Origin of the sequence: Noviherbaspirillum humi (genome assembly GCF_900188095.1) — a bacterium.
Lineage (GTDB): Bacteria > Pseudomonadota > Gammaproteobacteria > Burkholderiales > Burkholderiaceae_D > Noviherbaspirillum > Noviherbaspirillum humi.
Genome location: NZ_FZOT01000002.1, coordinates 186054 through 210908, shown reverse-complemented (window position 1 = coordinate 210908; position 24855 = coordinate 186054). Strand labels below are relative to the sequence as shown.

Annotated in this window: 22 protein-coding genes and 1 other RNA gene; 16 read left to right on the top strand and 7 right to left on the bottom strand. The window is 56.5% G+C overall.

Features of this window, described 5'->3' with window-relative positions; genetic code table 11:
• Positions 1–165 precede the first annotated feature (165 nt).
• The 6 genes from ribD (at position 166) to CHB88_RS04300 (ending at position 6553) form a co-directional block, all read left to right on the top strand.
• Entirely contained in the window at positions 166–1257 is a 1092-nt protein-coding gene (gene ribD, locus CHB88_RS04320; RefSeq protein ID WP_089398069.1) for a bifunctional diaminohydroxyphosphoribosylaminopyrimidine deaminase/5-amino-6-(5-phosphoribosylamino)uracil reductase RibD, read from the top strand.
• 14 nt (positions 1258–1271) lie between these two features.
• The gene (locus CHB88_RS04315) at positions 1272–1892 is read left to right on the top strand and encodes a riboflavin synthase (protein WP_089398068.1); all 621 of its coding nucleotides are present in this window, start codon (positions 1272–1274) and stop codon (positions 1890–1892) included.
• Between the two features lie 126 nt (positions 1893–2018).
• The gene (locus CHB88_RS04310) at positions 2019–3230 is read left to right on the top strand and encodes a tyrosine-type recombinase/integrase (protein WP_089398067.1); all 1212 of its coding nucleotides are present in this window, start codon (positions 2019–2021) and stop codon (positions 3228–3230) included.
• Positions 3220–4149 carry a transcriptional regulator domain-containing protein gene (locus CHB88_RS04305; protein WP_089398066.1) on the top strand — a complete coding sequence of 310 codons (930 nt, stop codon included), beginning with the start codon at positions 3220–3222 and terminating at the stop codon, positions 4147–4149. The genes CHB88_RS04310 and CHB88_RS04305 overlap by 11 nt, the downstream gene beginning before the upstream one ends.
• Before the next feature lie 45 nt (positions 4150–4194).
• Positions 4195–4950 carry a helix-turn-helix transcriptional regulator gene (locus CHB88_RS24150; protein ID WP_143131115.1) on the top strand — a complete coding sequence of 252 codons (756 nt, stop codon included), beginning with the start codon at positions 4195–4197 and terminating at the stop codon, positions 4948–4950.
• Positions 4951–5257: 307 nt separating this feature from the next.
• Positions 5258–6553 carry a hypothetical protein gene (locus CHB88_RS04300; RefSeq protein WP_143131114.1) on the top strand — a complete coding sequence of 432 codons (1296 nt, stop codon included), beginning with the start codon at positions 5258–5260 and terminating at the stop codon, positions 6551–6553.
• Between the two features lie 527 nt (positions 6554–7080).
• On the opposite strand, the gene CHB88_RS04295 is transcribed toward CHB88_RS04300, so the two are convergent.
• Genes CHB88_RS04295 through CHB88_RS04285 form a run of 3 tightly spaced genes read right to left on the bottom strand, consistent with a single transcriptional unit; the run spans position 7081 to position 9607 of the window.
• Positions 7081–7668, bottom strand: coding sequence for a hypothetical protein (locus CHB88_RS04295; RefSeq protein WP_217900125.1), 588 nt, complete (start codon positions 7666–7668; stop codon positions 7081–7083).
• 20 nt (positions 7669–7688) lie between these two features.
• Positions 7689–8996 carry an SMODS domain-containing nucleotidyltransferase gene (locus tag CHB88_RS04290; RefSeq protein WP_089398063.1) on the bottom strand — a complete coding sequence of 436 codons (1308 nt, stop codon included), beginning with the start codon at positions 8994–8996 and terminating at the stop codon, positions 7689–7691.
• A 2-nt stretch (positions 8997–8998) separates the two neighbouring features.
• Complete coding sequence (locus CHB88_RS04285) at positions 8999–9607, bottom strand: SLATT domain-containing protein (protein ID WP_089398062.1); 609 nt, start codon at positions 9605–9607, stop codon at positions 8999–9001.
• A gap of 126 nt (positions 9608–9733) precedes the next feature.
• Between CHB88_RS04285 and CHB88_RS04280 the strand changes: the two genes are divergently transcribed.
• On the top strand, positions 9734–10084 hold the full coding sequence (locus CHB88_RS04280; RefSeq protein WP_089398061.1) for a hypothetical protein: 351 nt from the start codon (positions 9734–9736) through the stop codon (positions 10082–10084).
• A 59-nt stretch (positions 10085–10143) separates the two neighbouring features.
• Here CHB88_RS04280 and CHB88_RS24145 read toward each other — a convergent pair whose 3' ends face one another.
• From CHB88_RS24145 to CHB88_RS24140, 3 genes are all read right to left on the bottom strand, one after another.
• Complete coding sequence (locus tag CHB88_RS24145; RefSeq protein ID WP_143131112.1) at positions 10144–10395, bottom strand: hypothetical protein; 252 nt, start codon at positions 10393–10395, stop codon at positions 10144–10146.
• Between the two features lie 3 nt (positions 10396–10398).
• A complete protein-coding gene (locus tag CHB88_RS04275; protein WP_143131111.1) occupies positions 10399–13290 on the bottom strand; it encodes a GAF domain-containing protein in 2892 nt (963 codons plus the stop codon).
• A 246-nt stretch (positions 13291–13536) separates the two neighbouring features.
• Positions 13537–14205, bottom strand: coding sequence for a hypothetical protein (locus CHB88_RS24140; protein ID WP_143131110.1), 669 nt, complete (start codon positions 14203–14205; stop codon positions 13537–13539).
• A 717-nt stretch (positions 14206–14922) separates the two neighbouring features.
• Between CHB88_RS24140 and ribBA the strand changes: the two genes are divergently transcribed.
• From ribBA to CHB88_RS04255, 4 genes are all read left to right on the top strand, one after another.
• The gene (gene ribBA, locus CHB88_RS04270) at positions 14923–16035 is read left to right on the top strand and encodes a bifunctional 3,4-dihydroxy-2-butanone-4-phosphate synthase/GTP cyclohydrolase II (protein WP_089398059.1); all 1113 of its coding nucleotides are present in this window, start codon (positions 14923–14925) and stop codon (positions 16033–16035) included.
• 128 nt (positions 16036–16163) lie between these two features.
• Positions 16164–16649: a 6,7-dimethyl-8-ribityllumazine synthase gene (gene ribH / locus CHB88_RS04265; RefSeq protein ID WP_089398058.1), complete on the top strand. Its 486-nt coding sequence runs from the start codon at positions 16164–16166 to the stop codon at positions 16647–16649.
• An 81-nt stretch (positions 16650–16730) separates the two neighbouring features.
• Complete coding sequence (gene nusB, locus CHB88_RS04260; RefSeq protein ID WP_089398483.1) at positions 16731–17192, top strand: transcription antitermination factor NusB; 462 nt, start codon at positions 16731–16733, stop codon at positions 17190–17192.
• Positions 17193–17268: 76 nt separating this feature from the next.
• Positions 17269–18456, top strand: a complete 1188-nt coding sequence (locus CHB88_RS04255) for a pyridoxal phosphate-dependent aminotransferase (protein WP_089398057.1) — start codon at positions 17269–17271, stop codon at positions 18454–18456.
• A gap of 96 nt (positions 18457–18552) precedes the next feature.
• Here the strand turns inward: CHB88_RS04255 and CHB88_RS04250 are convergent, their stop codons facing one another.
• The gene (locus CHB88_RS04250; protein WP_089398056.1) at positions 18553–19545 is read right to left on the bottom strand and encodes a transglycosylase SLT domain-containing protein; all 993 of its coding nucleotides are present in this window, start codon (positions 19543–19545) and stop codon (positions 18553–18555) included.
• Between the two features lie 467 nt (positions 19546–20012).
• Between CHB88_RS04250 and ubiD the strand changes: the two genes are divergently transcribed.
• From ubiD to CHB88_RS04225, 5 genes are all read left to right on the top strand, one after another.
• Positions 20013–21497 carry a 4-hydroxy-3-polyprenylbenzoate decarboxylase gene (ubiD, locus tag CHB88_RS04245; RefSeq protein WP_089398055.1) on the top strand — a complete coding sequence of 495 codons (1485 nt, stop codon included), beginning with the start codon at positions 20013–20015 and terminating at the stop codon, positions 21495–21497.
• 127 nt (positions 21498–21624) lie between these two features.
• Positions 21625–22152 carry a superoxide dismutase family protein gene (locus CHB88_RS04240; protein WP_089398054.1) on the top strand — a complete coding sequence of 176 codons (528 nt, stop codon included), beginning with the start codon at positions 21625–21627 and terminating at the stop codon, positions 22150–22152.
• Between the two features lie 80 nt (positions 22153–22232).
• Positions 22233–22331: signal recognition particle sRNA small type (gene ffs / locus CHB88_RS04235), an RNA gene on the top strand.
• Between the two features lie 170 nt (positions 22332–22501).
• Positions 22502–24439: a DNA polymerase III subunit gamma/tau gene (gene dnaX, locus CHB88_RS04230; RefSeq protein WP_089398053.1), complete on the top strand. Its 1938-nt coding sequence runs from the start codon at positions 22502–22504 to the stop codon at positions 24437–24439.
• Positions 24440–24495: 56 nt separating this feature from the next.
• A complete protein-coding gene (locus tag CHB88_RS04225; protein WP_089398052.1) occupies positions 24496–24822 on the top strand; it encodes a YbaB/EbfC family nucleoid-associated protein in 327 nt (108 codons plus the stop codon).
• The last annotated feature ends 33 nt before the right edge of the window (positions 24823–24855 follow it).

The window sequence follows — 24855 nt, the reverse complement described above, 5'->3', positions numbered from 1 at the left end:
GGCGGGGAAGGTGGTACGGGAGATCAAGATCAATTTCAGCGGCCGTCCACGCATTTGCGACACCGAGCGCAATCCCGCCTGCTGAGCGCCGCCTCCCGGCAAATCCATTACAATCCGCCAGCGGCCCCTGCTTGTCCGCTTCCTTTGCCAATTCGCTCCCCGTCCATGATTGCCTTTGCCGATATCGACTACATGAAGCTTGCCCTCGACTGGGCGGCAAAAGGCATGTTCATCACCATGCCCAATCCGCGCGTCGGTTGCGTGATCGTGAAGGAGGACAGGGTGATCGGCGCCGGCCATACCCAGCCGGTCGGGTTCGATCATGCCGAAATCCAGGCCATGAAGGATGCTCGCCAGCGCGGCGCGGACCTGCGCGGGGCGACTGCCTACGTCACGCTGGAGCCGTGCAGCCATTTCGGGCGCACGCCGCCCTGCGCCGATGCGCTGATCGAAGCCGGCCTGGCGCGGGTGGTCGTGGCCTGCAGCGATCCGAATCCGCTGGTGGCCGGCAGAGGCGTGGCCCGCTTGCGGGCCGCCGGCATCGCGGTAGAGACCGGCGTGCTGGAAATCGAGGCGCGGGAACTCAACATCGGTTTCTTCGCGCGCATGCAGCGCGGCCAGCCATGGGTTCGATTGAAAGCGGCGGCCAGCCTGGATGGCAAGACCGCCTTGCACGACGGCCGCAGCCAATGGATTACCTCGGCCGAGGCGCGCAACGACGGCCACTGGTGGCGGGCGCGCGCCTGCGCGGTGCTGACGGGCATCGGCACCGTCAAGCTGGATGATCCCCAGCTGAATGTGAGAGCGGTGGAAACGCCGCGCCAGCCGCGCCGCGTCGTAATCGACAGCGGGTTGGAAATCGATCCGGCGGCCAAGATTCTTCAGGGCGGCGGCGCCTGGATCATTGCCGCGCGTCCCAATCCGGACAAGGAGGCGCAACTGCGCGACCTCGGCGCCGAGATTCTGATGCTGCCCAATCAGGGCGGCAAGGTTGATCTGCCGAGCCTGCTACAGGAACTCGGCCGGCGTCAGATCAATGAATTGCATGTGGAAGCCGGCTTCAAGCTCAACGGGTCTTTCGTGCGCGAGGGCTGTGTCGACGAATTGCTGTTGTATCTGGCGCCCAGCCTGATCGGCGATGCCCAGGGCATGTTCAACCTGCAGGCGCCCGCCTCCCTGGATGAACAGCGCCGCTTGCGCTTCCATGAAGTGAAGCAGATCGGGCGGGATTTGCGTATCCTTGCACGTTTCTCTTGAAGCGATAGAGCACTATGTTTACTGGAATCGTCGCCGCCGTCGGCAGGATCACCTCCATCACCCCGCTCGGCAACACCGGCGCCGACGGCGTGCGCCTCGTCATCGATGCCGGCGGATTGCCGCTGGCCGATGTGGCCATCGGCGACTCGATCGCCCTCAACGGCGCCTGCATGACGGTGGTGACCAAGGCCGAACACGAGTTCGCGGTGGACGTGTCGCGCGAGAGCCTGAACCGCACCGTCGGCCTCGATCAGCCCGGCGAAGTCAATCTGGAAAAGGCGCTCACCCTGGCCGAACGACTCGGCGGACACCTGGTATCCGGCCATGTGGATGGCCTCGGCGTGGTGCGCAGGTTCGAGCCGGTGGGCGAATCCTGGGAGCTCGTCGTGGAAGCGCCGCACGATCTGGCCAAGTATCTCGCTTACAAGGGCTCCATCGTGGTCAACGGCGTGTCGCTGACGGTCAATCGCGTGGCCGATACGGCCAGTGGTTGTGAATTTTCCATCAACCTGATTCCTCACACCATCGAGGTCACCACCCTCAAGCATTTGCAGCCGGGCGCCAAGGTCAATCTTGAAATCGACCTGATTGCGCGTTATGTCGAGCGGATGCTTTCTTTGTCTCAAGTAGATTGATTTTTCATAAAAATCAATCGCTTATGATTTTTTGCTGTCTCACTTGAGCTTGTGGTATCTCAAGTAAACGACGGTATTTAACGGTATTTTTACGGTATACATCTGCCGCCGTGAGTAAATACCGTTATGCCGCTTACCGAACTCCGCATTCAAGCCATCAAGCCAGCCGCACGTCCGCAAAAGATCACGGACGCGGATGGCTTGTATCTCTATGTGTTGCAATCTGGAACTAAGTCGTGGCGGATGGATTACACATTCGCTGGCAAGCGGTTCACGTACACGCTTGGCAAGTATCCGCAACTGACGCTCGCAAAGGCACGGCTGAAACGCGGCGAAATCAAGCAGAAGTTACACGACGGCATCAATCCATCGGTGGAGAAGAAAGCGCGCAAAGCGGTTGAGCGTGCCTTGGTTGAAGATACGTTTTCTGCTATTGCTGACGACTGGTATCAGAGCAAATCGGACAAACGCTCCAAAGCTTGGCGCGAAGCAAACAAGCTTTATCTGGAGAGGGATTTGAAGCCATCACTTGGCAAGCTGGCCATCCGCAACTTTGATGCACGGCTTTTGCTGACGGTGCTGGAGCAATGCGCCCAAGAACGCGGCATCAAGACCGCTGATCGTGTGCGGCAGACTGCACTGCAAGTGTTCGAGCATGCGATTTTGAAGTTCAAAGCGGAGACCAATCCGGCGGCTAAGCTTAAACGCTGGGCCGAAATTCCACCACGCACCAACCGGCCACATCTGGTTGAACATGAAATCCATGATCTGGTCGATGCCATCGACGCTTATCCCGGTCATCTGACCACCAAGCTGGCGGCGAAGCTCTTGCTGCTGACATTCGTGCGGAAAACCGAACTAGTGGAAGCAAATTGGAGCGAATTCGACTTGGCCAATGCGAAATGGATAATTCCAGCCGAACGCATGAAAATGAAAGAAGCGCATGTCGTGCCGCTCTCGAAGCAAGCATTGCAGACGCTCGAAGCCCTGCGCCCGCTTAGTTGTGGTTCGGACTATCTCTTTCCGAAAAGCAGCACCATTCTGAAACCGATTAACCGTGCAACGCTCAACAACATGTTTGCCAACATGGCAAAAGGAAAATACCAAGGCAAGTTCTCGCCGCACGGCATTCGTGGCACTGCCAGCACATGGCTCAATGAACGTGGTTTCCGACATGACGCTATCGAGCGGCAGCTTGCGCACTCCGAACGCAACCAAGTCCGCGCCAGCTACAACCATGCCGACTACATGCCGGAGCGTCGGCAAATGATGCAAGCATGGGCCGACTTTCTGTTTCCGGCTGAAAGCTCATTAAAAAGGATGCTGCATGACGACTAGAACGCTGATCAAGCCATACCATGCTGACTGGCGCGATGCCAGTCAGTATCCGGAATATGGCTCGCAAGACTATGAGCGCATTGCGTGGGAATTCATACGGAGAAGCGATAAATATGCTGACTTGATGACCATCTTCAGCGGTCTGGCAGACGGCGAGTACCAAAATGGAATCAAAGAAGATTCCGATACCATTTTGGACGGACTGGAATGCGTGCCGAAAGCAAAAGCAGGCGAGACTGCACGCGAATACTATGAACGAACTAAGAAGCGGAAAAAAAGAGGACGCATACTGCCGCCAAAATGGCGACTGAAAAGTCGTTGGTATATGGAGCCGGCTGAGCTTTTGTTGCCAAGCTATGAGTATGATCCATACAAGACCAACTTTGTCCCGCATGTGGTTGCGATGCGTGCTCCAAAGGGCGAATCCGTGACTACATTCTCACTGCCGCTCTGGCCGGATGAAATCGCCTTCCGGCTGCGCTTGGATGTAAGCTTTGAAAAGCAGTTGCGCGATGTGCGCGACCGCTTCAATAGCGCCAGAGCCGATGCCGGCTACAAAGAATATGCCAAGAACGTCCAGCTAAAAGATGCGCATTTCTGGCTGCGTGCTTTTGATGCGTACCATGCACTGGTAAAGGCTACAGCAAAAAACCAGAAAGAGCCGGGAACATGGACAAGCAAAGTACGCGAGCGTCTGCCGCAGTACTTTGACCCACTGCTTAAGAAGCAAATCACGGTCACCGACCATAAGGTTGCGGAATGGCGCGCAACGGCTGACACTTATATCAGTAAGGGTAAGTTCGCGACGCTACTTTACAAACGAGAAAAAACGACTGGCGACGCCACAAAAATCGTTCAAAAGATGGTGAAGTCGTCTCAAGTAGCAGCATCCCCAAAAGGGCGCACCGCAATGCGATAGACCCTTTTGTTTCAATGGTGGCTCCGTTCAACAACTGGAGTCATCATGAAAGACAACTTTTCAGCCAAACCAGCCGTACTAGAATCCAGTGCTCCAAAAGCTACCGTTCACGGTATCGGTCCTAATGGCTATCTCAAGATGGATTTTGAGGGCGAGAAGTGCATTGGCGTTGGCACGCTCTCTGCCGTCGAGGAAACGATCGGCACTGATGGTCGTATTACGATATTTTGCCGACTGGTGCACACGACTCCCACGGAGTTGGCGCCTCCTCGCCAAACGCCTGTTTCATTTGAATGCGTTGGAGCCGACGACCAAAAGTTGTACCGTTTTCGCGGACTGCTGAGACGTAAGAATCGCAGCGCACCACCCCACCCTAAAAGAAGCGAATTGCTGACGGCAGCCAGTCGTCAGCTTGCCGATCCGCAATCCCCTTTAGCACCGTCAAACTGCTTGTCTCCAGCGGAGCGAAAGACGGATGCTGTCAATGCAAAGACAAAGAAGAGCAATTGCGAACGGCAAAAGAAACGCCGCCAGCCAGAGGACACAGAGGCAGCAATCGCGGAACTGAAATGGGTCAACGCGATGACCGAAGCCGGAGTCGATGCGAATATAAAAATGACCACTATATCGCTGCATACGAACGAGTCACGGGCAACATTGGAACGCAAGCTGAAACAGGGTCTGCTTCCACCACCACGCATACGAGGGCGTCTACGGTACTGGTCGCTTAAGGACGTGAATGCCTACTTAACCGGACGATGGCCGCCAAAGCCAGAGTCAGGAGACACCGCCGGGCAATAGAAGCGACTGCGAGGCTAAGGCTGAGCCGTGCAAACGCAAACATCGCCAAGCACGGTTCAAATTTTCTGCACATAGCGCGCTGGCCTGCCGACACCATCAAAAAACTCGCTGTTTTCTCATGTGGTTGATGGTTTCCGACGCGCTGACCGAAGTGACGTAAATCCAATTCTGTAAATGCCAAGCACGGTCGAACACCGTGCAAATTCAATCCAACTCGTTCCGGCTATCGCATCTATTTTTGGTGAAAACGCGATGACGTTACAGCGGTTTATGTGGCACGACCGGAACATTACCAAGGAATTTCAACATGGCGACGAAAACGAAATCTGCAAATAAGAACATACATACTGTTAGAGATAAGAGAAAGAATAATGAGATGAGAGAAGAATCCAAATCAATTCACAATACGAATACCGCTCGTATCAAGCAAAAATCGAAAAAAGAGAAATTACGTCCTCTGTCCAATCATGCTGAAGCGAAAGCGGATGGGTATCGGACAACGGCGGTTACGCCCAAGTACAAGCGTACCGGCCCCACTAGCGTTGCGCAGCCTGCAAAGGAGCCGAATGCTGCACCAAACAAGATGCCGCCAAAGAAGGCGATAACGAGCGCAGTGAATTCTGTTGTGGCCGCGAAGCCGCCGCTGCGAATCGACAAGCTCACACTTGCCGTGCTGATGGACGACGTGAGCGAAATCGAACGCACAGTCGTCAGCAAGCAGTTTAGGACTTGGCTGAAAGCTGGCACGGTTCAGCGTGGCTCCACCAAGGGCAAGGGATTCAAGCATTCTTATGTCTGCTCGTTCTCGGATAAATCCAACTTGGAGTTTCGCGTAAACCCGTCTCGTTCTCAAGTTGCGAAGCAGTTCATGAACGTGACGTTAAATCCAGACTATTTGAACGACCAGCATGTTGAGGATCTGAAAGCGATGCTTAGCAAGCTATTCCCTGGTCGGTCGGATGAAATAATTCGCCGTTTGCGGGTGTACCGCATTGACGTGCGAGCCGACTTCCCCGTTGATGTGAATTCGCTAATCATCCGGCAGGGCCGTGCCAAAAAGGAATCGAAGTTTTTCGTGGCCACCGACAAGGAAGGACGAGTGGAGACCATCTACCTGGGATCGGTTTATTCCGAAAAGCATAGCGTCGTCTACGACCAAAATGCCAGCGATGATTTCAAACGCAAAGTAGGCGAGCCGACCAACTTGCCACCTTTGGAGCATGTTCGTGTTGCACCGAAAGACGATGCGGAAGTGGTGATCAGCCGCACGCGCTTTGAAGTTCGGCGTGTTTATGATGACTTGCCCCACCTAGACGTGCTGGAGCGATGGACTGCGCCGTTCGACCGCTGGGACGTTTGGCAGATTAGAGACATGCCGCAGTTGAAAAAAGATGCCGCGTTCTGGATGTACCTGGACGTAGTGCGCTGGCGCGGCTTCGCTGGCGCGCGGATGTATTTGACCGCCCATGGTTGCACGGAAGTGGATCGGTTTGAAAAGCTGCTGGAGAAGTTCAAGGTCAAGTGGTGGCAGCCGGAGACAATGGCGCTGGAAATGCAAAGCGCGTTCCGAAGCTCCAAGCTCTGGGAACTTCTGAAGCGTTGATCAATTTAAGAGGGAAGGGCGTGCTGTGATGGACCCACAGCACGCCAACTTCTTTTCTACGTGTGTGTTCAAACTCAGTCCAGCAGTGGTATTGGCCAACATGAAAGATGTTTTAATTGCAATATTGACCATAATAAACTTGGTTTGGTTTTCCACGCATTAGAGCCGTTTTTCTTACCGCTGCCATTGTGGATCCATGTGTGCATGAAAACGGCTCTAATCGCTTTTTGATCGGTCTAGTGCGGTCTCTCTCTTCATTGCTGACACCAGTACAACAGCCGCATGTTGTTAATAGATAAATATTTCCATAAAGAAACCAATTGATGCCAGTGTTTGCTAGCTTGGCTGCATGTGGTACTCATGACAACGACTAGAGTACTGATTAACGTAGTTGCTGAGCTTGTGTGAAGTCGGAAAAAAATCCACAAGCTTGTCACATGTAAGCAAAGAGTTTCCGGCACGCGCGTCAGGGCGCCCGCGCATACGCTTTAGTGCATTTGATACAGGACGACAGCCCGTCTTGCGCTCTATCTTGATGAGCGTATGTGCGCTGCAAGTGCCGTGGCAAGCTCAACATAGGCTCGCGCGTCGGTCTCACTAAGATCAAGCTCCTCTGCATGCGCAGCTTTGTTCCGCAGATGCCGTAGCTTATTAAATGTTTCCAATTGTGTGCTACTTAAGACCTTGCATTGAAGCAAGTACTCGCCTAGTCGCGAGTAGTTCCTCATGATTTCGCTCGGTCCTTGGTTCCAAAAAGAACTCGCTACTTCATTTGCCGCCGTCTCAACCTCAATCCAAGCTTCCATGATAGCTGCACGTGGAGAAAAATTTGCTAACTGGAGAAGCCGGCCATCGGTGGGTTTGGACACTACACCCTCCACCGGCGTGGGCTCGGGTGCCGCTACTGACGCTTTAAGGTCGGCTACTTCCTTTGCGAACTCCATTTCCAACTCTTTATATTTCAGCCGCCGTAGGAGAGGGATTAGCTCAGTGAGTGGATTCTTGAGCATGAAAGCCAGGAAGACTACAGCCGCAGGCCAAGCTAAGGCTTTAGCTAATTCCGATATAAACGTCAAAATATCCATAGTTTCCAGCAAAGACTGATGATCATTCAAACAACCCTGATATTCGCGTATTATTGATTGATGCGCACGTCGATTACGTCACGTGCAACGCAAACACCATCTTTAATAACATACGCCTCAACAAAGTGCTCACCATGGAAGTCGGTGCGCTCACGTTGCTCTTGCTTTCCATGATCAAAGAAAATCTGCCCCCGGATACAGTCCCTGCGCTCCGCTTCTGTTCCTACGTTCCTGATTTTCCACATCAATTGATACGGACGCGGAACATCGCATTCGACTACATGGAAACGGAGTGAGCGCCCTTGCGGAAGCCAAAAGAAACGCTGTGCCAGCATACGAAGCCGACCGGCATTGGCTCCTTCGTGAAGCACATCACTGTCGATCGTTAGATCGAATCGAATATCGACCGGATACATGTCTTCAATGAACTGCTCAGTGGTATAACGCGATGTGTCGTGTTGAGCAACCGATTCAGACTTGGCCGATGTGACAATCTCTGTCGGGAAGGAGCGTCCAAAGACTTCACGCCACAACTTTACTTTTTTCTTTTCCTTGTCAGTCTCTAACGCTTCCTGGCACTTGGCAGCCGCTTTTTTTGCTTTCGATTGAAATTTACCCTTGCTGTGTACGCGCTGGCCGCTACCTGGCGCTGCCCAATAGTCTTGATGATCCAGACCGCCAAGATAAGTAAAAAGTGCTACGAAGAGCTTGTCATATGCGGCATAGCTCTTGTCGTTGTACTCGGAATTTTGGCCAAAGAAGTTGTATGCCAGCGTATCAATGAGCAGCCCGCCCATATTCACGCCATGCGTGTTCTTCCACGCGCGGAGCATTTTGCAGACGTGCTTGAGATTCCGGTTTGTGGCAATGTTGCGTTGGTCAACAGCATCCATTTCCTGAACCGGCTTGCATAGTTTCCATGAGCCGCCATTGTTTGCATCACCGAAGCGATAGCCGTCACACTCTTTGTCAACGAATGCAGGCAGTACTTCCACTACGAATTTGGAAAACTCGATTACCACTACTTGACCATCCCCCTTGATTTCTGTTTTCCGGTAACGAGCCTGAAGCGACTTTCTAACGGCTTGCAGCAACTGGGAGGGACCATTGCCTTCATATGCTTTGTAACGTTCGTACAGCGGCCACGGTAGCTCGAAGACCATGTCGAGGTCACTGATGCCATGGATCGCCGTTTTTCTGCCGTATGAGCCGACTTGCCGTCGATGGTACACATCGGATTCCTGATTCCAGAAATCTTTGTTAAGCCGCGTAGTGATACTGGCGTATGAAGTAGAAATGTCAGAAGCGTTCTGAACGCTCAAATTTTCGCGAAATTGTTGAAAGAAGGCAGCACTCATTATCAGCCGCAGAAGTTTTTAAGATAGGCGACAGCATTCGGCAGATATAGCGCAGCCACGAGGATTGAAATAGCAACAAAAAGAACCTTGGCACTGAATGGTATCTTGTCTTTAATAAAGCCAAAATGCAGTTGCTCATCCATCCAATCGGTTTGGCTTTGGCCGAAAAACTTGATGTGAGCGTACCAGTCACTCAAGAAAATGTGTTTGCTCATTCCAAACTGCAGGGCTTCTTGTTGAATTCGGCTGTGTTCTGCAAGGTAAGGAGTCAAGCCAACAGTGGCTGTTAGGGACTTTACGGTTTGGTAAAGCGATCTTAGTTCATGGAACTTGCCGGTCAATGCGATACCGGTTTGATTATATTGGTCCTTCTTTTCATTGTAAGAATTGAATGTCAATGCTGCTATGCCAAGGATTGTGAATGCTGCAGTGACATACTTCTCTTCTAGTTCTTTGATAAACAGCGCAAGCACACCAGCAGTCAACGATGCTAATCCAATCCAGCCAGGAACCTTTTCCACTATGTCAAAAGTGGCGAAATGCTTTTTTGCACCAAATCCGATGTTGTAGCTGCTTTCCGCAATCAGCTTCAGTAAGGCTTGTTTATCCATCTATTCTTCACGGTTGGTTGCTAAGTCATGATAAGGCGTTATTGACGTTTATCAACAAAGGCGCCTAATTTTCCCTAGTATTTCCATACTGTATCATCATGGCGCATTGGAAATAATTGTTTGGTTATGGCTACTTTAGATATTCTTTTGACACAGTTGGATGACGTTGGTGTTATCAATAATACAAGGAAAGAATTGATTGTGCTGATTCGTCACATCATTGACGAAGAATGGGATTTGTTGACAGAGCAGCAGAGGACACATCTCGCTAACGCAATAGGTTCACTTGCACTCAACGTTAATGCGATTGTGCAGCCCACCAACGCATGGCTCCGGCTTTGTATCAGCGATTTGCAACGAGTAGCTGGACAAAGATTGTCTGGTGATACCCACAGAGACAGTGAGCTTGATAAAGTTACTAAAGCCGATCTGATAGCCGCAATCAACTCCGTTTCTCTAAAGCTGACGGACGCTTGAAAACTATTCTAGAATGCAGCCATATCAAGCTGGCAAGCTAATACTGGGAAGGATTTGTTCTAGCCATTCGGACTGGTCAGAAGCTGTAGAAGTGCGGAGTCAAACTCTTCGGACGAGATTTTTCCGGCTTTGAACTGGTTTTCCAGTGACCAGAGGATTTCAACTTGGTCATGTTCAAGCGCGTACTGCGTAATTTTACGATGAATGCGGCGGAACCATTGTCTGTCGTGGTGCGACGAAGCAAGTGCATCCCGAGCTTGTCTCAACTCGTCAACTAGCTTTGCTGCTTCCGCGGATGTATATCGCTGCATTACCTACTTTTCTATAACGCTGATCGGTTTATTGGCAGTGGTGATGCTCACCTCGCCGAGTATTGCAGCAAGAGCCACCATATCAACTGGTTTGACTAGATGATGAGAAAAGCCAGCGGCTTGGCTTCGTTCCCGGTCCTGTGCTTGTCCATAGCCGGTGACGGCAATAAGCGTTGAGTGCGCTACTTGTGGAAGGGCGCGCAAGTGCCGCGCAAGTTCATAGCCGTCCATATCCGGCAATCCAATGTCCACTAGAAATACTTGCGACGTTTCGACCACAGCTTGGCGCAGCGCAGCTTGTGCTGTGTAATGGACTGAGACTCGGTGTCCAATGGCGCGAAGCAATGACGCCAGCCCGTTTGCCGCATCCATGTTGTCGTCAATAACGGTCAAATGCAGCGCCGCCGCGTGCGTGTCTTGTGCATCTTGACGACCGACATTGTTCGTTAAGTCAGTAATGTGGGATTCATCTGCCATGGAAGCTGCCAATGGTAAAACAATGGTGAATTCACTCCCTTGCCCGGTTCCAGCACTATATGCAGAGACGCCACCACCATGTAGCTCAACCAGCTTCTTGACCAGCGCAAGACCTAGACCTAATCCGCCTTGTGAACGCGCCAGTGTACGGGTTCCCTGTGTAAATAGCTCAAACACGTCTGGCAGCAATTCGGACGCAATGCCAGTGCCGTTATCTTTGATATGTAACTGAAGCTGGCTTGGCGTAGCGTCCAATTGCAGAACAATGTTGCCGGCTTCTGGCGTGTACTTTGCCGCGTTATTAAGAATGTTTGCGACTGTTTGTACCAGCCGGGTTTCGTCACCATGGACGTAGATGGGGACATGTGGCAGTTGCAGTGTTACACGATGCCGCTTTTCGTCAATGAGTGGTTGCGCCTGAGATAATGCACTTGTAATAACATCGCGGAAATCTAGTGTCTTCTTATGAAGTGTGACCAGATCGCGTGTGACACGCGACACATCCAACAGGTCATCAACTAGCCGCGTCATGTGCGCAACTTGACGGCGGATGATCGTGCTGGTTTGGTGCACCCGTGGTTCACTGGCATAAAGCATGTTCAAAAGCTCGGCTGCACTACTAATTGGTGCTAAAGGATTGCGTAGTTCGTGTGCCAGCATGGCCAAGAATTCATCTTTCATCCGACTTAACCGCTCAGCCTCCGAGCGCGCAGAGCGTTCTCGATGCAACAAATTTTCGCGCTCTTCCGCTGCTCTTTGGGCTTGTTCGTATAGGCGCGCATTGTCAATGGCAACTGAAGCTTGCGCGGCCACCGCCACAATGAGCCGTTCTGTACGTTCAGAAAAGACACCAATGCTGGAATGACCAAAGAATAAACCGCCAATTGCTTCTCCGGAGCGGGAAACGACTGGCACGGCTAGATAGCTGCGTACTGGCGGATGCCTGGGCGGCATACCATAGTGTGGTTCCCATTTTCCATAACGCGCATCTTTCGTAACGTCGTCACTACGAATTGGCGGCTGTCCATTAAATGTTGGGCCGAAGAGAGGTGTCGCGCGCGGATGACCAAACCGCTCGAATGCTTCACGTGGAGCGCCGGAAAGCGTGAATAGGGACATTACATCGCCTTGCTCGTCTTTCGTGCTGTAAAAGAATGCGCCAAACTGTGCGCCACTGAGTTGCGTAGCCGTGTCTGTAATTGACTGCACCAAAGTCTGCATGTCCAAAGTTGATGCAACGATTTGGCCCGTCTGGTTCAGTAGTTCAAGAATGCGCGTCTCGTCGCGTAAGTCCTCTTCTGCACGTGCTCGCTTGACGGCTTCCCATGTGCGCCGCGCCACGTCTTCTACCAACGTGATTTCTTCATCAGTCCAAGGGCGCTGCGTAGATTCATGCAAGTACAGTATTGCCGTAAGGCGATGATCTTCTATCAATGGAACAGCAAGCATTGAGCACACGCCGATACTGGCATATCCGGCTGCATACGGAGCAGAACGCTGGTCCTCGGCCATATCGTCCAAGCGTAATGTTCTGCCACTTCTTAATTCATTGATGATGGTCGGCCCAAAGCTTTCTAATGGTCTGGATTCTCCAGCCAAGCTAGCCATCGCGCCATTTGTCCAGTCGTCATGCACACTGACGGTCTTCTCGGCTGGGTCGATTTCGCCGTAGCCAACCCTCCCTACACCGAAATGCTCGCCAATTAAGCGACTTGCTGCTTTCATGACTTCATTCGGCTTAGCTAAAGCACGCAGACTTTCTGCCATCTTAAGCTGGAACGCCTGACGTTCAGAGACTCTACGGAGTTCGTCGTCAATACGCATCTTTTCGGTAATGTCGCGAATTTCAATTGCAGTCGCGATCGGACGACCATGCTTGAAAATTGGACTTGCGGCACACATCACCGAAAAGGTACTGCCGTCTTTGCGAAAAAATAAGTCTTCATGCGCGCGGACTTCAAAGTTTTCAGGCAACGCACGGTCGATCGGGCATTCATTCATTGGATACGGGCGTCCATCGGGATAGTGATGGTGCACCAGGTCGTGCAAGGGCATCGAACCAATCTCCGCAGCCGTGTAGCCAGTCATCTGTAACCACGCACGATTGGCATAGATGCAGTAACCGTGCTCATCCATCATGGCAAACCCTTGTGTAGAGTTTTCCGCAATAGTTAGGGCTAGGTCGTTACGCGAAATCTCTCTATTGCTAAGAAGATTGGGACTTTCTTCGATGAAGACATTGACTGCACCATCTAGTAATTGGGCTTTCCATTGCCCGACCAGATCCACGTTGACGCCATACCGCTGCGCAATTTCAGCAACACTTTCTTTTGCTTGGATTGCAGCTAGTGCTACCGCGACTTGAAAAGTTGCTGGGTAACCGTGTTTGTCCCGAGTGGTTTTGTTCTGATTTTCCAATGTGAAACTCGCTATGGCTACTTTGCAAGATGTTAACCTCTTAGTATAGCTTGCAGCGGAACAGGGTTAAGTGTTGCAGTCAAAGAGTTGGACGTTTATTGACCGAAGAGTTGCACGTTTATTGACCGTATTGAATGAACGTTCAGCAGCACGTACGTACGTGCTGCTGATTCTACGAAATGGATACGTCGTCCACTTAGTAGGGTGACTAACAATCATATTTAGATGGAAACACGGTTTGCATGCCTATGCGTTTCCAGCCGTGCTTCCGATTGCCAGTGCACTCGTCAATGTCACCGCCAGCTTTGTGCCATCCGCACACCGATACCGGACATAGGATGCGTTACGCGGTGGAGGATGTGCAGTGAATTCCAGCCGGCTGTTATAGCAACTCATCCACGGGGCCTCAAGCGACGGGTCTAAACACAGAAGAGTAGTTGGCGTGAAGTCACTTCCACGCTGTCGGCCTTCGGTGCCAATGATTGTACAAAAATGATGTTGTTGGCCGCGCCGGCTATGCCAGCTAATGATTACCGCGCTTCCTCGGTTGAACTGCGCAAGCACGAAATCTAGACATTTTGCGTGTCGTCCGGCGCAGACAGTAATTTTTCTTTCCGTGCCCATGTCTTCGATCATCGCTGCTAGCTCATCTACGGTTACGCCGTCAAAGTATTTTGCTCGCGCAGCTTTCCACAACCGCGCTGCCACACCATTGCGCCGCTCCGACAGCACGGCCACGTCATGGATTTCGCCAGTCAGTGCCATAGCGGTTGCAGCCGCATGTGCGCCGCATGCGCTGTCCCAGCCCCCTTGCTGGCAATGGATTGGCATTAGCTGCTTGCCACGCAAGACGGACGGCTCAAAGCCGATGCTCAAATTTGGATGAAACCTTTGTACGAGATAGTCATGCTTCATGTGGATACCTCCTGGAGAGCGAACGGACGAACGCTCCCCTCCGAGGTATCGGATGCCTAATTATAAAAAACAGCGGAGAAGCTATCCGCAAGCGTGGCAGCTAGAGGATAGGCGGTCGTACGATCGGGGTTATGGCCGCAGTTGTTCGGGCGACCGAGAATGGGTACCAAACGACTTGCCGGTTGCATTGCCACGCATGTACACGGCAAGCCGGCATATCTGGTCATCTTGGTTTATTCGGTAAGTAGCGACCGAGATGCACCAAGAAGTTGTTAGTATACCATGTGCGGTTTTTGCCGATGCTGAGCGTCATGGTTGGACACTAAAAATTTTGCACGGTCTCAGTTGGTATCAAGTATCCAAATGAGTTGTCTCATGTGCTTATAAAATTCCACGGTATTTTCTACGGTACATTTTTACCGTATTTCGTAAAAATCCAGTGAGAACAAATAGTTGCGGAATCGTGAACGTAATTGCGCGCTACGTCGAGCGGATGATTTCCTTACGCGCCCACGGCGACACTGACGCCGGCTAACGCATCGCCGGCAATCCTTTCCGTTTACAGCCGGTTCGCACCCTTATTCGGCGCCAATCCGGTGGGTTCACGGCAGGCAGGGCGCGCAGCCTTGCTGCCACCGTTTTCCCATGCGGTTGCCGCATTGCGTCGGGGATTCTCTTCAAATCCATTAGAATAGCGGGCTACCCAGGATCCGAATCATGTCCATTTCAACCACACAAGAAATCATCAGCGAGCTACGCGCCGGCCGCATGGTCATCCTCGTCGACGAGGAAGACAGGGAAAACGAAGGCGATCTGGTTCTCGCCGCCGAGTTCGTCACGCCGGAAGCGATCAATTTTATGGCCAAGTACGGCCGCGGACTGATCTGCCTGACGCTCACCGAAGAGCGCTGCAACCAGCTCAACCTGCAGATGATGACCAGCCGCAACGGCACCGCTTACGGCACCGCCTTCACCGTTTCCATCGAGGCGGCCGAGGGCGTGACCACCGGCATTTCCGCCGCCGATCGCGCCAAGACCGTCCAGGCTGCAGTGGCGCGCAACGCGAAGCCGAGCGACATCGTCCAGCCTGGCCATATCTTCCCGCTCAAGGCACAGAAGGGCGGGGTGCTGATGCGCGCCGGCCATACCGAGGCCGGCTGCGATTTCGCCGAGCTGGCCGGGTTGATGCCGGCCGCCGTGATCTGCGAGATCCTGAAGGACGACGGCACCATGGCACGCCTGCCGGACCTGATCGAGTTCGCCCAGGAGCACAATCTGAAGGTCGGCACCATCGCCGACCTGATCCATTACCGCAGCCAGAACGAAAGCATCGTCGAGCGCATCGGCGAGCGCGCCATGCGCACGCCGCACGGCGAGTTCCGCGCCATTGCCTATCGCGACAAGCCGAGCGGCGGCGCGCACTTGGCGCTGGTGCATGGCGACATCGAGCCCAAGCGCGAAACCCTGGTGCGGGTGCACCAGCCGGTGTCCATCCTCGACCTGCTCGAGACCGAAGCCACCACCCATTCCTGGAATATCGCCGCCGCCATGGCCACCATTCAGGCCAGCGAAAGCGGCGTAGTGGTGCTTCTGAACTGCGAGGAGTCGGCCGAGCAGATGTTCTCCCAGTTCGACGCCCTCAACAATTCGAACAACCAGCCCCAGCAGCGCGCCGCCCGCATGGATCTGCGTACCTACGGCATCGGCGCACAGATCCTGCGCGACATCGGCGTGTGCCGCATGAAGCTGCTGGCCAACCCGCGCAAGATGCCTTCCATGACCGGCTTCGACCTGGAAGTCACCGGCTATCTGGAAAAGCCGGCTCAGTAGTCTCCGGCCGCTCAGGCGCAAGAATATCCGGCGGCCTGTCGCCGTCCCGGCTCGCCGGGATAAAAAACTTGCAATTCGACAGGCCGCACATTAAAAACAAAGCGCCCCCGGCGCAAAAAGGAACAGCGATGACAGTAGGAACCTATGAAAGCAACCTCGACGGAGAAGGCCTGCGTATCGGCATCGTGCAAGCGCGGTTCAATGAGGATGTCTGTCACGGCTTGCTGTCCGCCTGCCTGGCTGAACTCAAGCACCTCGGCGTCGCCGACGAAGACGTGCTGCATGTGACGGTTCCGGGCGCGCTCGAAATTCCGCTTGCCCTGCAGAAAATGGCCCAGACCCAGCAGTTCGACGCCCTGGTGGCGCTCGGCGCGGTGATCCGCGGCGAAACCTATCATTTCGAACTGGTATCGAACGAATCCGGCGCCGGCATCACCCGCGTTGCGCTCGACTACAGCATTCCGGTGGCCAACGCGGTCCTGACCACGGAAACCGACGAGCAGGCCGAAGTGCGCATGGCGCAGAAGGGCATGGAAGCCGCCCGCGTGGCGGTGGAAATGGCCAACCTGTCCATGGCCATGGATGAACTATCCGCCGGACCCGACGAAGAGTAAGCGTTGCGGCCGCCCCGCGGCATCGCTTCCTGATTGATGAATTCGCCACGCCATGCGGCGTGGCTTTTGCAGTTTACCGCCATGACCCAGAAAACCGTTCACGCCAATCCCAGCAAAAACCGGACGCCGCGCCACCGCGCGCGCGAGTTCGCCCTGCAGGGCCTTTACCAGTGGCTGCTCAATCAGGAAGATGCCGGCGTCATCGACGCCCACATCCGCCAGGCGCATGGCTTCGACAAGGCCGATGCCGAGCATTTCGACACGCTGCTGCACGGCACCATCAAGCAGGCGGCGCAGTTGCGTGAAGGCCTGATGCCGCTGATCGACCGGCCCATCGACCAGCTGTCGCCGGTGGAACACGCGGCCCTGCTGATCGGCGCCTTCGAGCTCAGCAATCACATCGAGATTCCCTACAAGGTCGTCATCAACGAAGCAGTCGAACTGACCAAGTCCTTCGGCGGCGTCGACGGCCACAAGTACGTCAATGGCGTACTTGACAAGTTTGCCGCCAAGGTGCGCGAAGCCGAGGTCGGCAAGCGCTGAGGTTTGCATGCCCGCGCCGCGAACGGCGCCGGCATTTCCTTGATTCAATTCCTCTGGCCGCCGGCGGCCGCATTCCATGAACGCCCCCAGGATCCCCGACAACCTCGCCTCCCGGCTTGCCCATATCGAGCCATTCCACGTCATGGAGCTTGCGAAGATGGCGACCGAGCTCGAGAAGGCCGGCCGCTCCATGATTCACATGAGCATCGGCGAACCGGACTTCACCGCCGCGCCGCCGGTGCTGCGGGCGGCGGAACAGGCGATGCGCGAGGGCAGGCTGCAATACACGGCGGCCACGGGATTGCCGGAATTGCGCGAAGCCATCTCGGGGTTCTATCGCAATGTCTATGGCATCGATGTGGCGCCGCGCCGCATTCTGGTCACCGCCGGCGCCTCCGCCGCCTTGCTGCTGGCCTGTGCCGCTCTGGTCGAGCGGGATGCCGAGGTGCTGATGCCGGACCCTTCCTATCCCTGCAATCGGCATTTCGTGGCGGCCTTCGAAGGCCGCGCCACCATGATCCCGAGCGGGCCGGAGCATCGCTTCCAGCTTTCCGAATCCATGCTGCGCCAGCACTGGAATGACAAGACGCGCGGCGTGCTGCTGGCATCGCCGTCCAACCCGACCGGCACGTCGATCGAGCATGGCGAGCTGGCGCGCATCGTCGGCGCAGTGCGGGAGCAGGGCGGTTTCACCATCGTCGACGAAATCTACCAGGGCCTGACCTATGACGATGCGCCGTTCACCGCGCTGTCACTGGGTGAAGATGTCATCGTCATCAACAGCTTTTCCAAGTACTTCAACATGACCGGCTGGCGGCTGGGCTGGCTGGTGGTGCCGGAAAGCCTGCTGCCGCAATTCGAGAAGCTGGCGCAAAACCTGTTCATCTGCGCCTCGACGGTGGCCCAGTACGCCGGCGTGGCCTGCTTTTCGCCGGAAGCCATCGCCATCTACGAGGAACGCAAGGCCGAGTTCAAGCGGCGGCGCGACTACATCGTGCCGGCGCTGCGGGAGATCGGCTTCGACATTCCTGTCGTGCCCGATGGCGCGTTCTATGTGTACGCCAATTGCCGCAAGCTGGCGGACGATGCCGACGCGCTGGCGCTGGAGCTCATGCGCGAGGCGGGCGTGGTGATGGTTCCGGGCCTAGATTTCGGCTCCTATACTGCCCGCGACTATGTCCGGATCTCGTATGCGACGTCGATGGAGAATTTGCAGGAAGCGGTGCGGCGCCTGAAAAATTATTTTGCTAGCCGGAAGCGGTGACCCGTTCCGAGCTGCGCCGAGGGGTGGGGCGGCTGAATAATGAAGAAGGGCCAGCGGATGCTGGCCCTTCTTCATTCAAATGCGGCTGATGCCCGTTCAGCTGCGATGGTCGGGCGCGTCGTAGGCGTTGATCAGCATGGAAGCGTCATTGTTCTTTTCCAGCTGCACCGTGGTTCCGCCTTCCTGCTTGATTTCCGGCGACTTCGGTTTCTGGATCGCCGGCGAAGGGTTGGACGGGGCGGTGAACGTGGGCACGCTCTTGCCCATGGCGACATCCTTCAGGCGCCGATACTCGGCCATCACCTTGCTGCCGTAGCCCGAATCGTTCTCAAAGGCGCCAGCGCCGACATAGAGCTTGAGGCCAGCTTCGACCGAGCCGCCGCGCGAGACGTAATCCTTCAGAATCATGGAGCCGACCTTGATGTTGGCGATCGGATTGAGCGCAGCAGCGGGACCGCCATGGCGCTCGAACTTGTCGCGGTGTACCTTGGACATCACCTGCATCAGGCCCTGGGCGCCCACCGGACTCTCCGCAAAGGGATTCAGGCCGGACTCGATCGCCATTACCGACAGGATAAGCAGCGGATCGAGCTTGATTTCTCGTGCCGTCATATAGGCGGCCGATACCAGCATATGGGTGGCGTCGGTGGCGACGCGATAGCGCTTGGACAGCCAGTTGGTAACCCATTGCTCCTGCTTGGAATTCGCAGCCGCCTTGGGCAGGGTTTCCGGCAGCGGCGATGGCACGGCAACGGGCTTGGCCTGTGCCGGTTCCGTCGCAGTCGCGGCCTTCGCTTCGGAGGGCGCCGGTTTGGCTTCGGTCAGCGCGACTTGCTGCGGTTCTTCCTCGATATCCTGCTCGGCTTCCACGGCGAACGGGGAGAGTGCCTTTACGTGGTCCGCCATGTCCGGATTGACAAACAGAATGCCGAGAGTGCCGAGGGACAGCACACCGAGCAGCATGACTGTATGGTGGGCGGTTTTGATGAACCGGTTGACGGTTTCGCTGGTGACGACGACGAGCGTCGCCGTTTGCCTGCCCTGGCGGCGGGCGAAGTCGGACGTAGCCCTGAAAAAACGATTGACCATTGAACCTCCTGAATCATCGCGACAAAAAGATCCCGAGACGGGCTGGTAAGCCAGTCTTGATTGCCGTGAATCAGAAACAATCACTTGCCGAAGCAGTTGGGTGGCGCGTTCGGCAAATGTCGGAGCCGCTTCATTACGCTGTTGCAGATGACTTGCATGCTGCGCAACAGGAATTTGCAACTTGGTTCGGGGAGTAAGGCAGACGCCTTTTGAGAACACTCCTTAAAATGTTACGTGGGACCCCGATTCCCGTGAATGATTGTCAGACCGCAAAGTAGCCAAAGATGCATGTTTGACGATTTGGCCGAATTTTAGGGGTGGGTTTATATCAAGTCAATACTAAAGAGTCATTCCTTTATAACATAGAGGTATAATAGCATTCTTATTAAAAACCAAACACTATTAAAATCAGTGACTTGCCGCAGAGCGTTAAAGAAGCGACAGGTGCAAAAAGTTTGATACCCATCATGAAATACTCAGATCTCCGGGACTTCATTTCCCAGCTTGAGCGCTTGGGAGAGCTCAAGCGAATCAATGTGCCGGTTTCCACCCGCCTCGAAATGACCGAAATCGCCGATCGGGTGCTGCGTGCCGGCGGCCCGGCGCTCCTTTTCGAGCGACCGGAAGGCCACGACATCCCGGTGCTGGCCAACCTGTTCGGCACGCCGCGCCGCGTGGCGCTCGGCATGGGCGTGGACGACGTGGGCGAATTGCGCCGCATCGGGCAGGTCCTCGCGCTGCTGAAGGAGCCGGAGCCCCCCAAAGGTTTCAAGGACTTGCTCGGCCTCGGCTCTCTGGTGAAATCGATCTGGGACATGGCGCCGCGCGAGCTGCGCAGCGCACCCTGCCAGGAAATGGTGTGGGAAGAACGGGATGTCGACCTGGCCAGCCTGCCGATTCAGCATTGCTGGCCGGGCGACGTGGCGCCGCTGATCACCTGGGGACTGGTGATCACCAAGGGACCGCACAAGAAGCGCCAGAACCTCGGCATCTACCGCCAGCAGGTGCTGGGCCGGAACAAGGTCATCATGCGCTGGCTGGCGCACCGCGGCGGCGCGCTCGATTTCCGCGAGCATGCCATCGTCAATCCCGGCAAGCCGTATCCGGTGGCGGTGGCGCTCGGCGCCGACCCGGCCACCATCCTCGGCGCCGTCACGCCAGTGCCCGATACGCTGTCGGAGTACCAGTTCGCCGGCCTGTTGCGCGGCAGCCGCACCGAACTGGTCAAGGCGATCGGCAGCGAACTGCGGGTGCCGGCCTCGGCCGAGTTCGTGCTGGAAGGCCATATCTATCCGGATGCCAGCCATCCCAGCGGCTACGAGCATTCCCTGGAGGGGCCTTACGGCGACCATACCGGCTACTACAATGAGCAGGACTGGTTCCCGGTCTTCACCGTCGATCGCATCACCATGCGCCGGCAGCCTATCTATCACTCCACCTATACCGGCAAGCCGCCCGACGAGCCGGCCATTCTCGGCGTGGCGCTGAACGAAGTCTTCATCCCGCTGCTGCAGAAGCAGTTCACCGAGATCACCGACTTTTACCTGCCGCCGGAGGGCTGCAGCTATCGCATGGCCATCGTCCAGATGAAGAAGGCGTATCCAGGCCATGCGAAGCGCGTGATGTTCGGCGTCTGGAGTTTCCTGCGCCAGTTCATGTACACCAAGTTCATCGTGGTGGTGGACGAGGACGTCGACATCCGCGACTGGAAGGAGGTGATCTGGGCCATCACCACCCGGGTCGATCCGACGCGCGACACGACCCTGGTGGACAATACGCCGATCGACTATCTCGACTTCGCCTCGCCGGTCAGCGGCCTCGGCAGCAAGATGGGCATCGACGCGACCAACAAGTGGCCGGGCGAAACCTCGCGGGAGTGGGGCACGGCGATCGCCATGGCGCCGGAGGTCAAGCGCAAGGTCGACGATATGTGGGATGAACTCGGGTTGTAGCGCCTTTTGCGCTCTTCGCCTGCGCGATCACATGGACAGCCTCGCAATCAAACGCTACGCTGTAGCGGCTTTTCCGGATGCATCACGGTCTGGCTCTGACAATCAACCAATGAAAAGGAGACTCGCCATGAAAACGATTTACGCCATGCTGGGCATGCTTGCCCTGGCCGCCTGCCAATCCTCGCCGATGCAGGCCGCCGGCGCAGGCAAGGGCGCCCGCGCCACGCTGGAACCGCGCAGTGCATCCAGCGCTGCCGGCGACGTCAGTTTCGCCGAGCGCGGCGACCGGCTGCTGGTGACGGTGAAGGCGAGCGGCCTCAAGCCCAACAGCGCGCACGGCTTCCATGTGCATGAGAAGGGCGACTGCTCGGCAGCGGATGCCACCAGTGCCGGCGGCCATTTCAATCCGGACGGCCAGCAGCACAACCATCCGAACCAGCCCAGCCGCCATGCCGGCGACCTGCCCAACCTGATGTCCGATGCCCAGGGCAATGCCAACGTCTCGTTCGAGGTCGGCATGCTCACCCTCGACAGCGGCAAATACGGCATCCTCGACCGCGCAGTGGTGATCCACGCCAACCCGGACGACTATGCCTCCCAGCCGGCCGGGAATTCCGGCGGCCGCATCGCCTGCGGCATCATCAAGAAATCCTGACCGAAAGTAATCTTTCGCGCCCCGCCGCCCGGTGACGATTCCTGCGGCGGCGGAAGCGCATTGCTGGTACAATTGTCGTCGGCGGGCCCCTGCGCATTGTGGCATGGTCAACCTGGTCAGGTCGGGAACGAAGCAGCCACAGCCATTCCCCGCAAGTGCCGTAGACAAGGCTCGCCCCTTCAGCTTCACCATCATTTCTTCCGCTGCGGCGGTTCCCCCGTTTTCCGTTCTCTCGCTCCGCTGGCTCGCAGCCGTCTTTCGGCCATGCCTGTCCGACGGGTAACTTCCGGCACGGTCAGACCCGAGCGGGTCAGGTAAAATGCCGGTTACCTTGCATTCCGGCTCGCCTATGTCCTATCAAGTCCTTGCCCGAAAATATCGCCCGAAAAGCTTCGAGACGCTGGTCGGCCAGGAGCACGTCGTGCGCGCGCTCACGCATGCGCTCGAGCATCAGCGCCTGCATCATGCCTACCTGTTCACCGGCACCCGCGGCGTGGGCAAGACCACGCTGTCGCGCATCCTGGCGAAGTCGTTCAACTGCGTCACCGGCGTCACCGCCAAGCCCTGCGGCGTGTGCGAGGCATGCACCGCGATCGATGCCGGCCGCTTCGTCGACTACATCGAGATGGACGCCGCTTCCAACCGCGGCGTGGACGAGATGGCGCAGCTGCTGGAGCAGGCGATCTACGCGCCGTCGAATGCCCGCTTCAAGGTCTACATGATCGACGAAGTCCACATGCTGACCAACCACGCCTTCAACGCCATGCTAAAGACGCTGGAGGAGCCGCCGGAGCACGTCAAGTTCATCCTCGCCACCACCGATCCGCAGAAGATTCCCGTCACTGTGCTGTCGCGCTGTCTGCAGTTCAATCTGAAACAGATGCCGCCCGGCCACATCGTCGGTCATCTGCAGAACATCCTTGGCCAGGAAGGCATCGCCTTCGAACAGCCGGCGCTTCGCCTGCTGGCACAGGGCGCCCAGGGCTCGATGCGCGATGCGCTGTCGCTGACCGACCAGGCGATTGCCTATGCCGCCGGCGAGGTGACGCTGGAGGCGGTGCAGGGCATGCTCGGCGCGCTCGACCAAACCTATCTGGTCCGCATCATGGATGCGCTCGCCGCAGGCGATGGCGCGGCACTGATGCAGGTCGCCGACGACATGGCATCGCGCAGCCTGTCCTACGGCAATGCACTGCAGGACCTCGGCACGCTGCTGCACCGGCTGGCGCTGGCACAGCTCGCGCCTGAGGCGCTGCCCCAGGACGTGCCGGAGCGGGAACACATCCTGCGCCTGGCGCAATGCTTCACGCCGGAAGACGTGCAGCTGTACTACCAGGTGGCGGTCCATGGCCGCAATGAACTCGGCTTGGCGCCGGACGAATACGCCGGCTTTTCCATGACGCTGCTGCGCATGCTGGCTTTCCGGCCTGTCGATGGCGGCGGATCCGAGCAGACCGACCAGGCACCGGCACGCAGGCCCGCGGCGGTTCCTTCTGCCGTCAAGGCACAGGTGCAATCGGCCTCAGCCGTTAAGCCTGCTCGGTCCGCACCCGCTGCGGCCGAGGCGGCGTCCGCCGTGACGGCTGTCGAGCCGGTGAAATCCGCTGCAATGAGCCCGGCCCGCGCAGCGCTCGCTGCAGCGCGAGGCGGAAAGGCGGTGACGCCGGCCAGGTCGGCGCCGGCTGCGATGCCGGCCGAGCCGGCGCCGGCCCGGGCGTCGGCGTCGCTCGTGCCGCCTTGGGAGGAGGGCGATAATCCGCCGCCGATCGAACTGCCCGACGAGGCCATCGCTCAAAAAAAAAGTGAGCCGCCGTCCCTAGCCGAACCTGCTTTCCAACCTGCCCCTGCCGCCAAGCCCGCCGCACCGGCCAAGCCATATCTGCCGCAGGCCATTCCTGCGCTCAACTGGGATGGCAACTGGCCGCAGCTGGCCGCTGCATTGGCCCTGCGCGGGGTGGTGCAGCAACTGGCGCAGCAAAGCGAACTCCTGCGCTGCGAACCGCTGGGCGACGGCTACGCCTTCACCCTGAGGATTCCGCTCGAAACCCTGCGTTCCGCCGGCAGCATCGACAAGCTGGCGGCTGCGCTGACCGATCACTTCGGCCGGACGATCCGCGTCGATACCGAGATCGGCGCGGTCGAGCACACCGCCAATGCGCGCCTGCTGGCCGAGCAGGAGACGCGCCAGCGCGAGGCGGAGCAGACCATGCACAGCGATCCGTTCGTGCAGACGCTGATGCGGGAATTCGGCGCGACCATCGTGCCGGGCTCCATCCGCCCGGTTTGAGCGCGGATGGCGCATACTTGTAAAACGAACCACCTAGACGATTCAGGAGAAACACCATGATGAAGGGCCAACTCGCGGGACTGATGAAGCAAGCCCAGGCGATGCAGGACAACATGAAGAAGATGCAGGAGCAGCTGGCTTCCATCGAGGTCGAGGGCCAGTCCGGCGCCGGCCTGGTGAAGGTGGTCATGACCTGCAAGAACGACGTCAAGCGCGTGTCCATCGACCCGTCCCTGCTCGGCGACGACCGCGACATGCTGGAAGACCTGGTGGCGGCCGCGTTCAACGATGCGGTGCGCAAGGCGGAAGCCACGTCGCAGGAAAAGATGGCGGGCATGACCGCCGGCCTGCCGCTGCCGCCGGGATTCAAGCTGCCGTTCTGACGGTCCAAGCCTGCATGCGCACCTCGCCTCGCG

What these genes read in the sequence shown, in the direction of transcription:
- CHB88_RS04285 (WP_089398062.1), bottom strand. Translation starts at nt 9,607, where the DNA reads ATGGATAAACAAGCCTTACTGAAGCTGATTGCGGAAAGCAGCTACAAC.
- CHB88_RS24140 (WP_143131110.1), bottom strand. Translation starts at nt 14,205, where the DNA reads ATGAAGCATGACTATCTCGTACAAAGGTTTCATCCAAATTTGAGCATC.
- CHB88_RS24150 (WP_143131115.1), top strand. Translation starts at nt 4,195, where the DNA reads ATGAAAGACAACTTTTCAGCCAAACCAGCCGTACTAGAATCCAGTGCT.
- CHB88_RS04305 (WP_089398066.1), top strand. Translation starts at nt 3,220, where the DNA reads ATGACGACTAGAACGCTGATCAAGCCATACCATGCTGACTGGCGCGAT.
- CHB88_RS04255 (WP_089398057.1), top strand. Translation starts at nt 17,269, where the DNA reads ATGAACGCCCCCAGGATCCCCGACAACCTCGCCTCCCGGCTTGCCCAT.
- ribBA (WP_089398059.1), top strand. Translation starts at nt 14,923, where the DNA reads ATGTCCATTTCAACCACACAAGAAATCATCAGCGAGCTACGCGCCGGC.
- CHB88_RS04315 (WP_089398068.1), top strand. Translation starts at nt 1,272, where the DNA reads ATGTTTACTGGAATCGTCGCCGCCGTCGGCAGGATCACCTCCATCACC.
- nusB (WP_089398483.1), top strand. Translation starts at nt 16,731, where the DNA reads ATGACCCAGAAAACCGTTCACGCCAATCCCAGCAAAAACCGGACGCCG.
- ubiD (WP_089398055.1), top strand. Translation starts at nt 20,013, where the DNA reads ATGAAATACTCAGATCTCCGGGACTTCATTTCCCAGCTTGAGCGCTTG.
- dnaX (WP_089398053.1), top strand. Translation starts at nt 22,502, where the DNA reads ATGTCCTATCAAGTCCTTGCCCGAAAATATCGCCCGAAAAGCTTCGAG.
- CHB88_RS04240 (WP_089398054.1), top strand. Translation starts at nt 21,625, where the DNA reads ATGAAAACGATTTACGCCATGCTGGGCATGCTTGCCCTGGCCGCCTGC.
- ribD (WP_089398069.1), top strand. Translation starts at nt 166, where the DNA reads ATGATTGCCTTTGCCGATATCGACTACATGAAGCTTGCCCTCGACTGG.
- CHB88_RS24145 (WP_143131112.1), bottom strand. Translation starts at nt 10,395, where the DNA reads ATGCAGCGATATACATCCGCGGAAGCAGCAAAGCTAGTTGACGAGTTG.
- CHB88_RS04290 (WP_089398063.1), bottom strand. Translation starts at nt 8,996, where the DNA reads ATGAGTGCTGCCTTCTTTCAACAATTTCGCGAAAATTTGAGCGTTCAG.
- CHB88_RS04250 (WP_089398056.1), bottom strand. Translation starts at nt 19,545, where the DNA reads ATGGTCAATCGTTTTTTCAGGGCTACGTCCGACTTCGCCCGCCGCCAG.
- CHB88_RS04300 (WP_143131114.1), top strand. Translation starts at nt 5,258, where the DNA reads ATGGCGACGAAAACGAAATCTGCAAATAAGAACATACATACTGTTAGA.
- CHB88_RS04310 (WP_089398067.1), top strand. Translation starts at nt 2,019, where the DNA reads ATGCCGCTTACCGAACTCCGCATTCAAGCCATCAAGCCAGCCGCACGT.
- CHB88_RS04280 (WP_089398061.1), top strand. Translation starts at nt 9,734, where the DNA reads ATGGCTACTTTAGATATTCTTTTGACACAGTTGGATGACGTTGGTGTT.
- CHB88_RS04225 (WP_089398052.1), top strand. Translation starts at nt 24,496, where the DNA reads ATGATGAAGGGCCAACTCGCGGGACTGATGAAGCAAGCCCAGGCGATG.
- ribH (WP_089398058.1), top strand. Translation starts at nt 16,164, where the DNA reads ATGACAGTAGGAACCTATGAAAGCAACCTCGACGGAGAAGGCCTGCGT.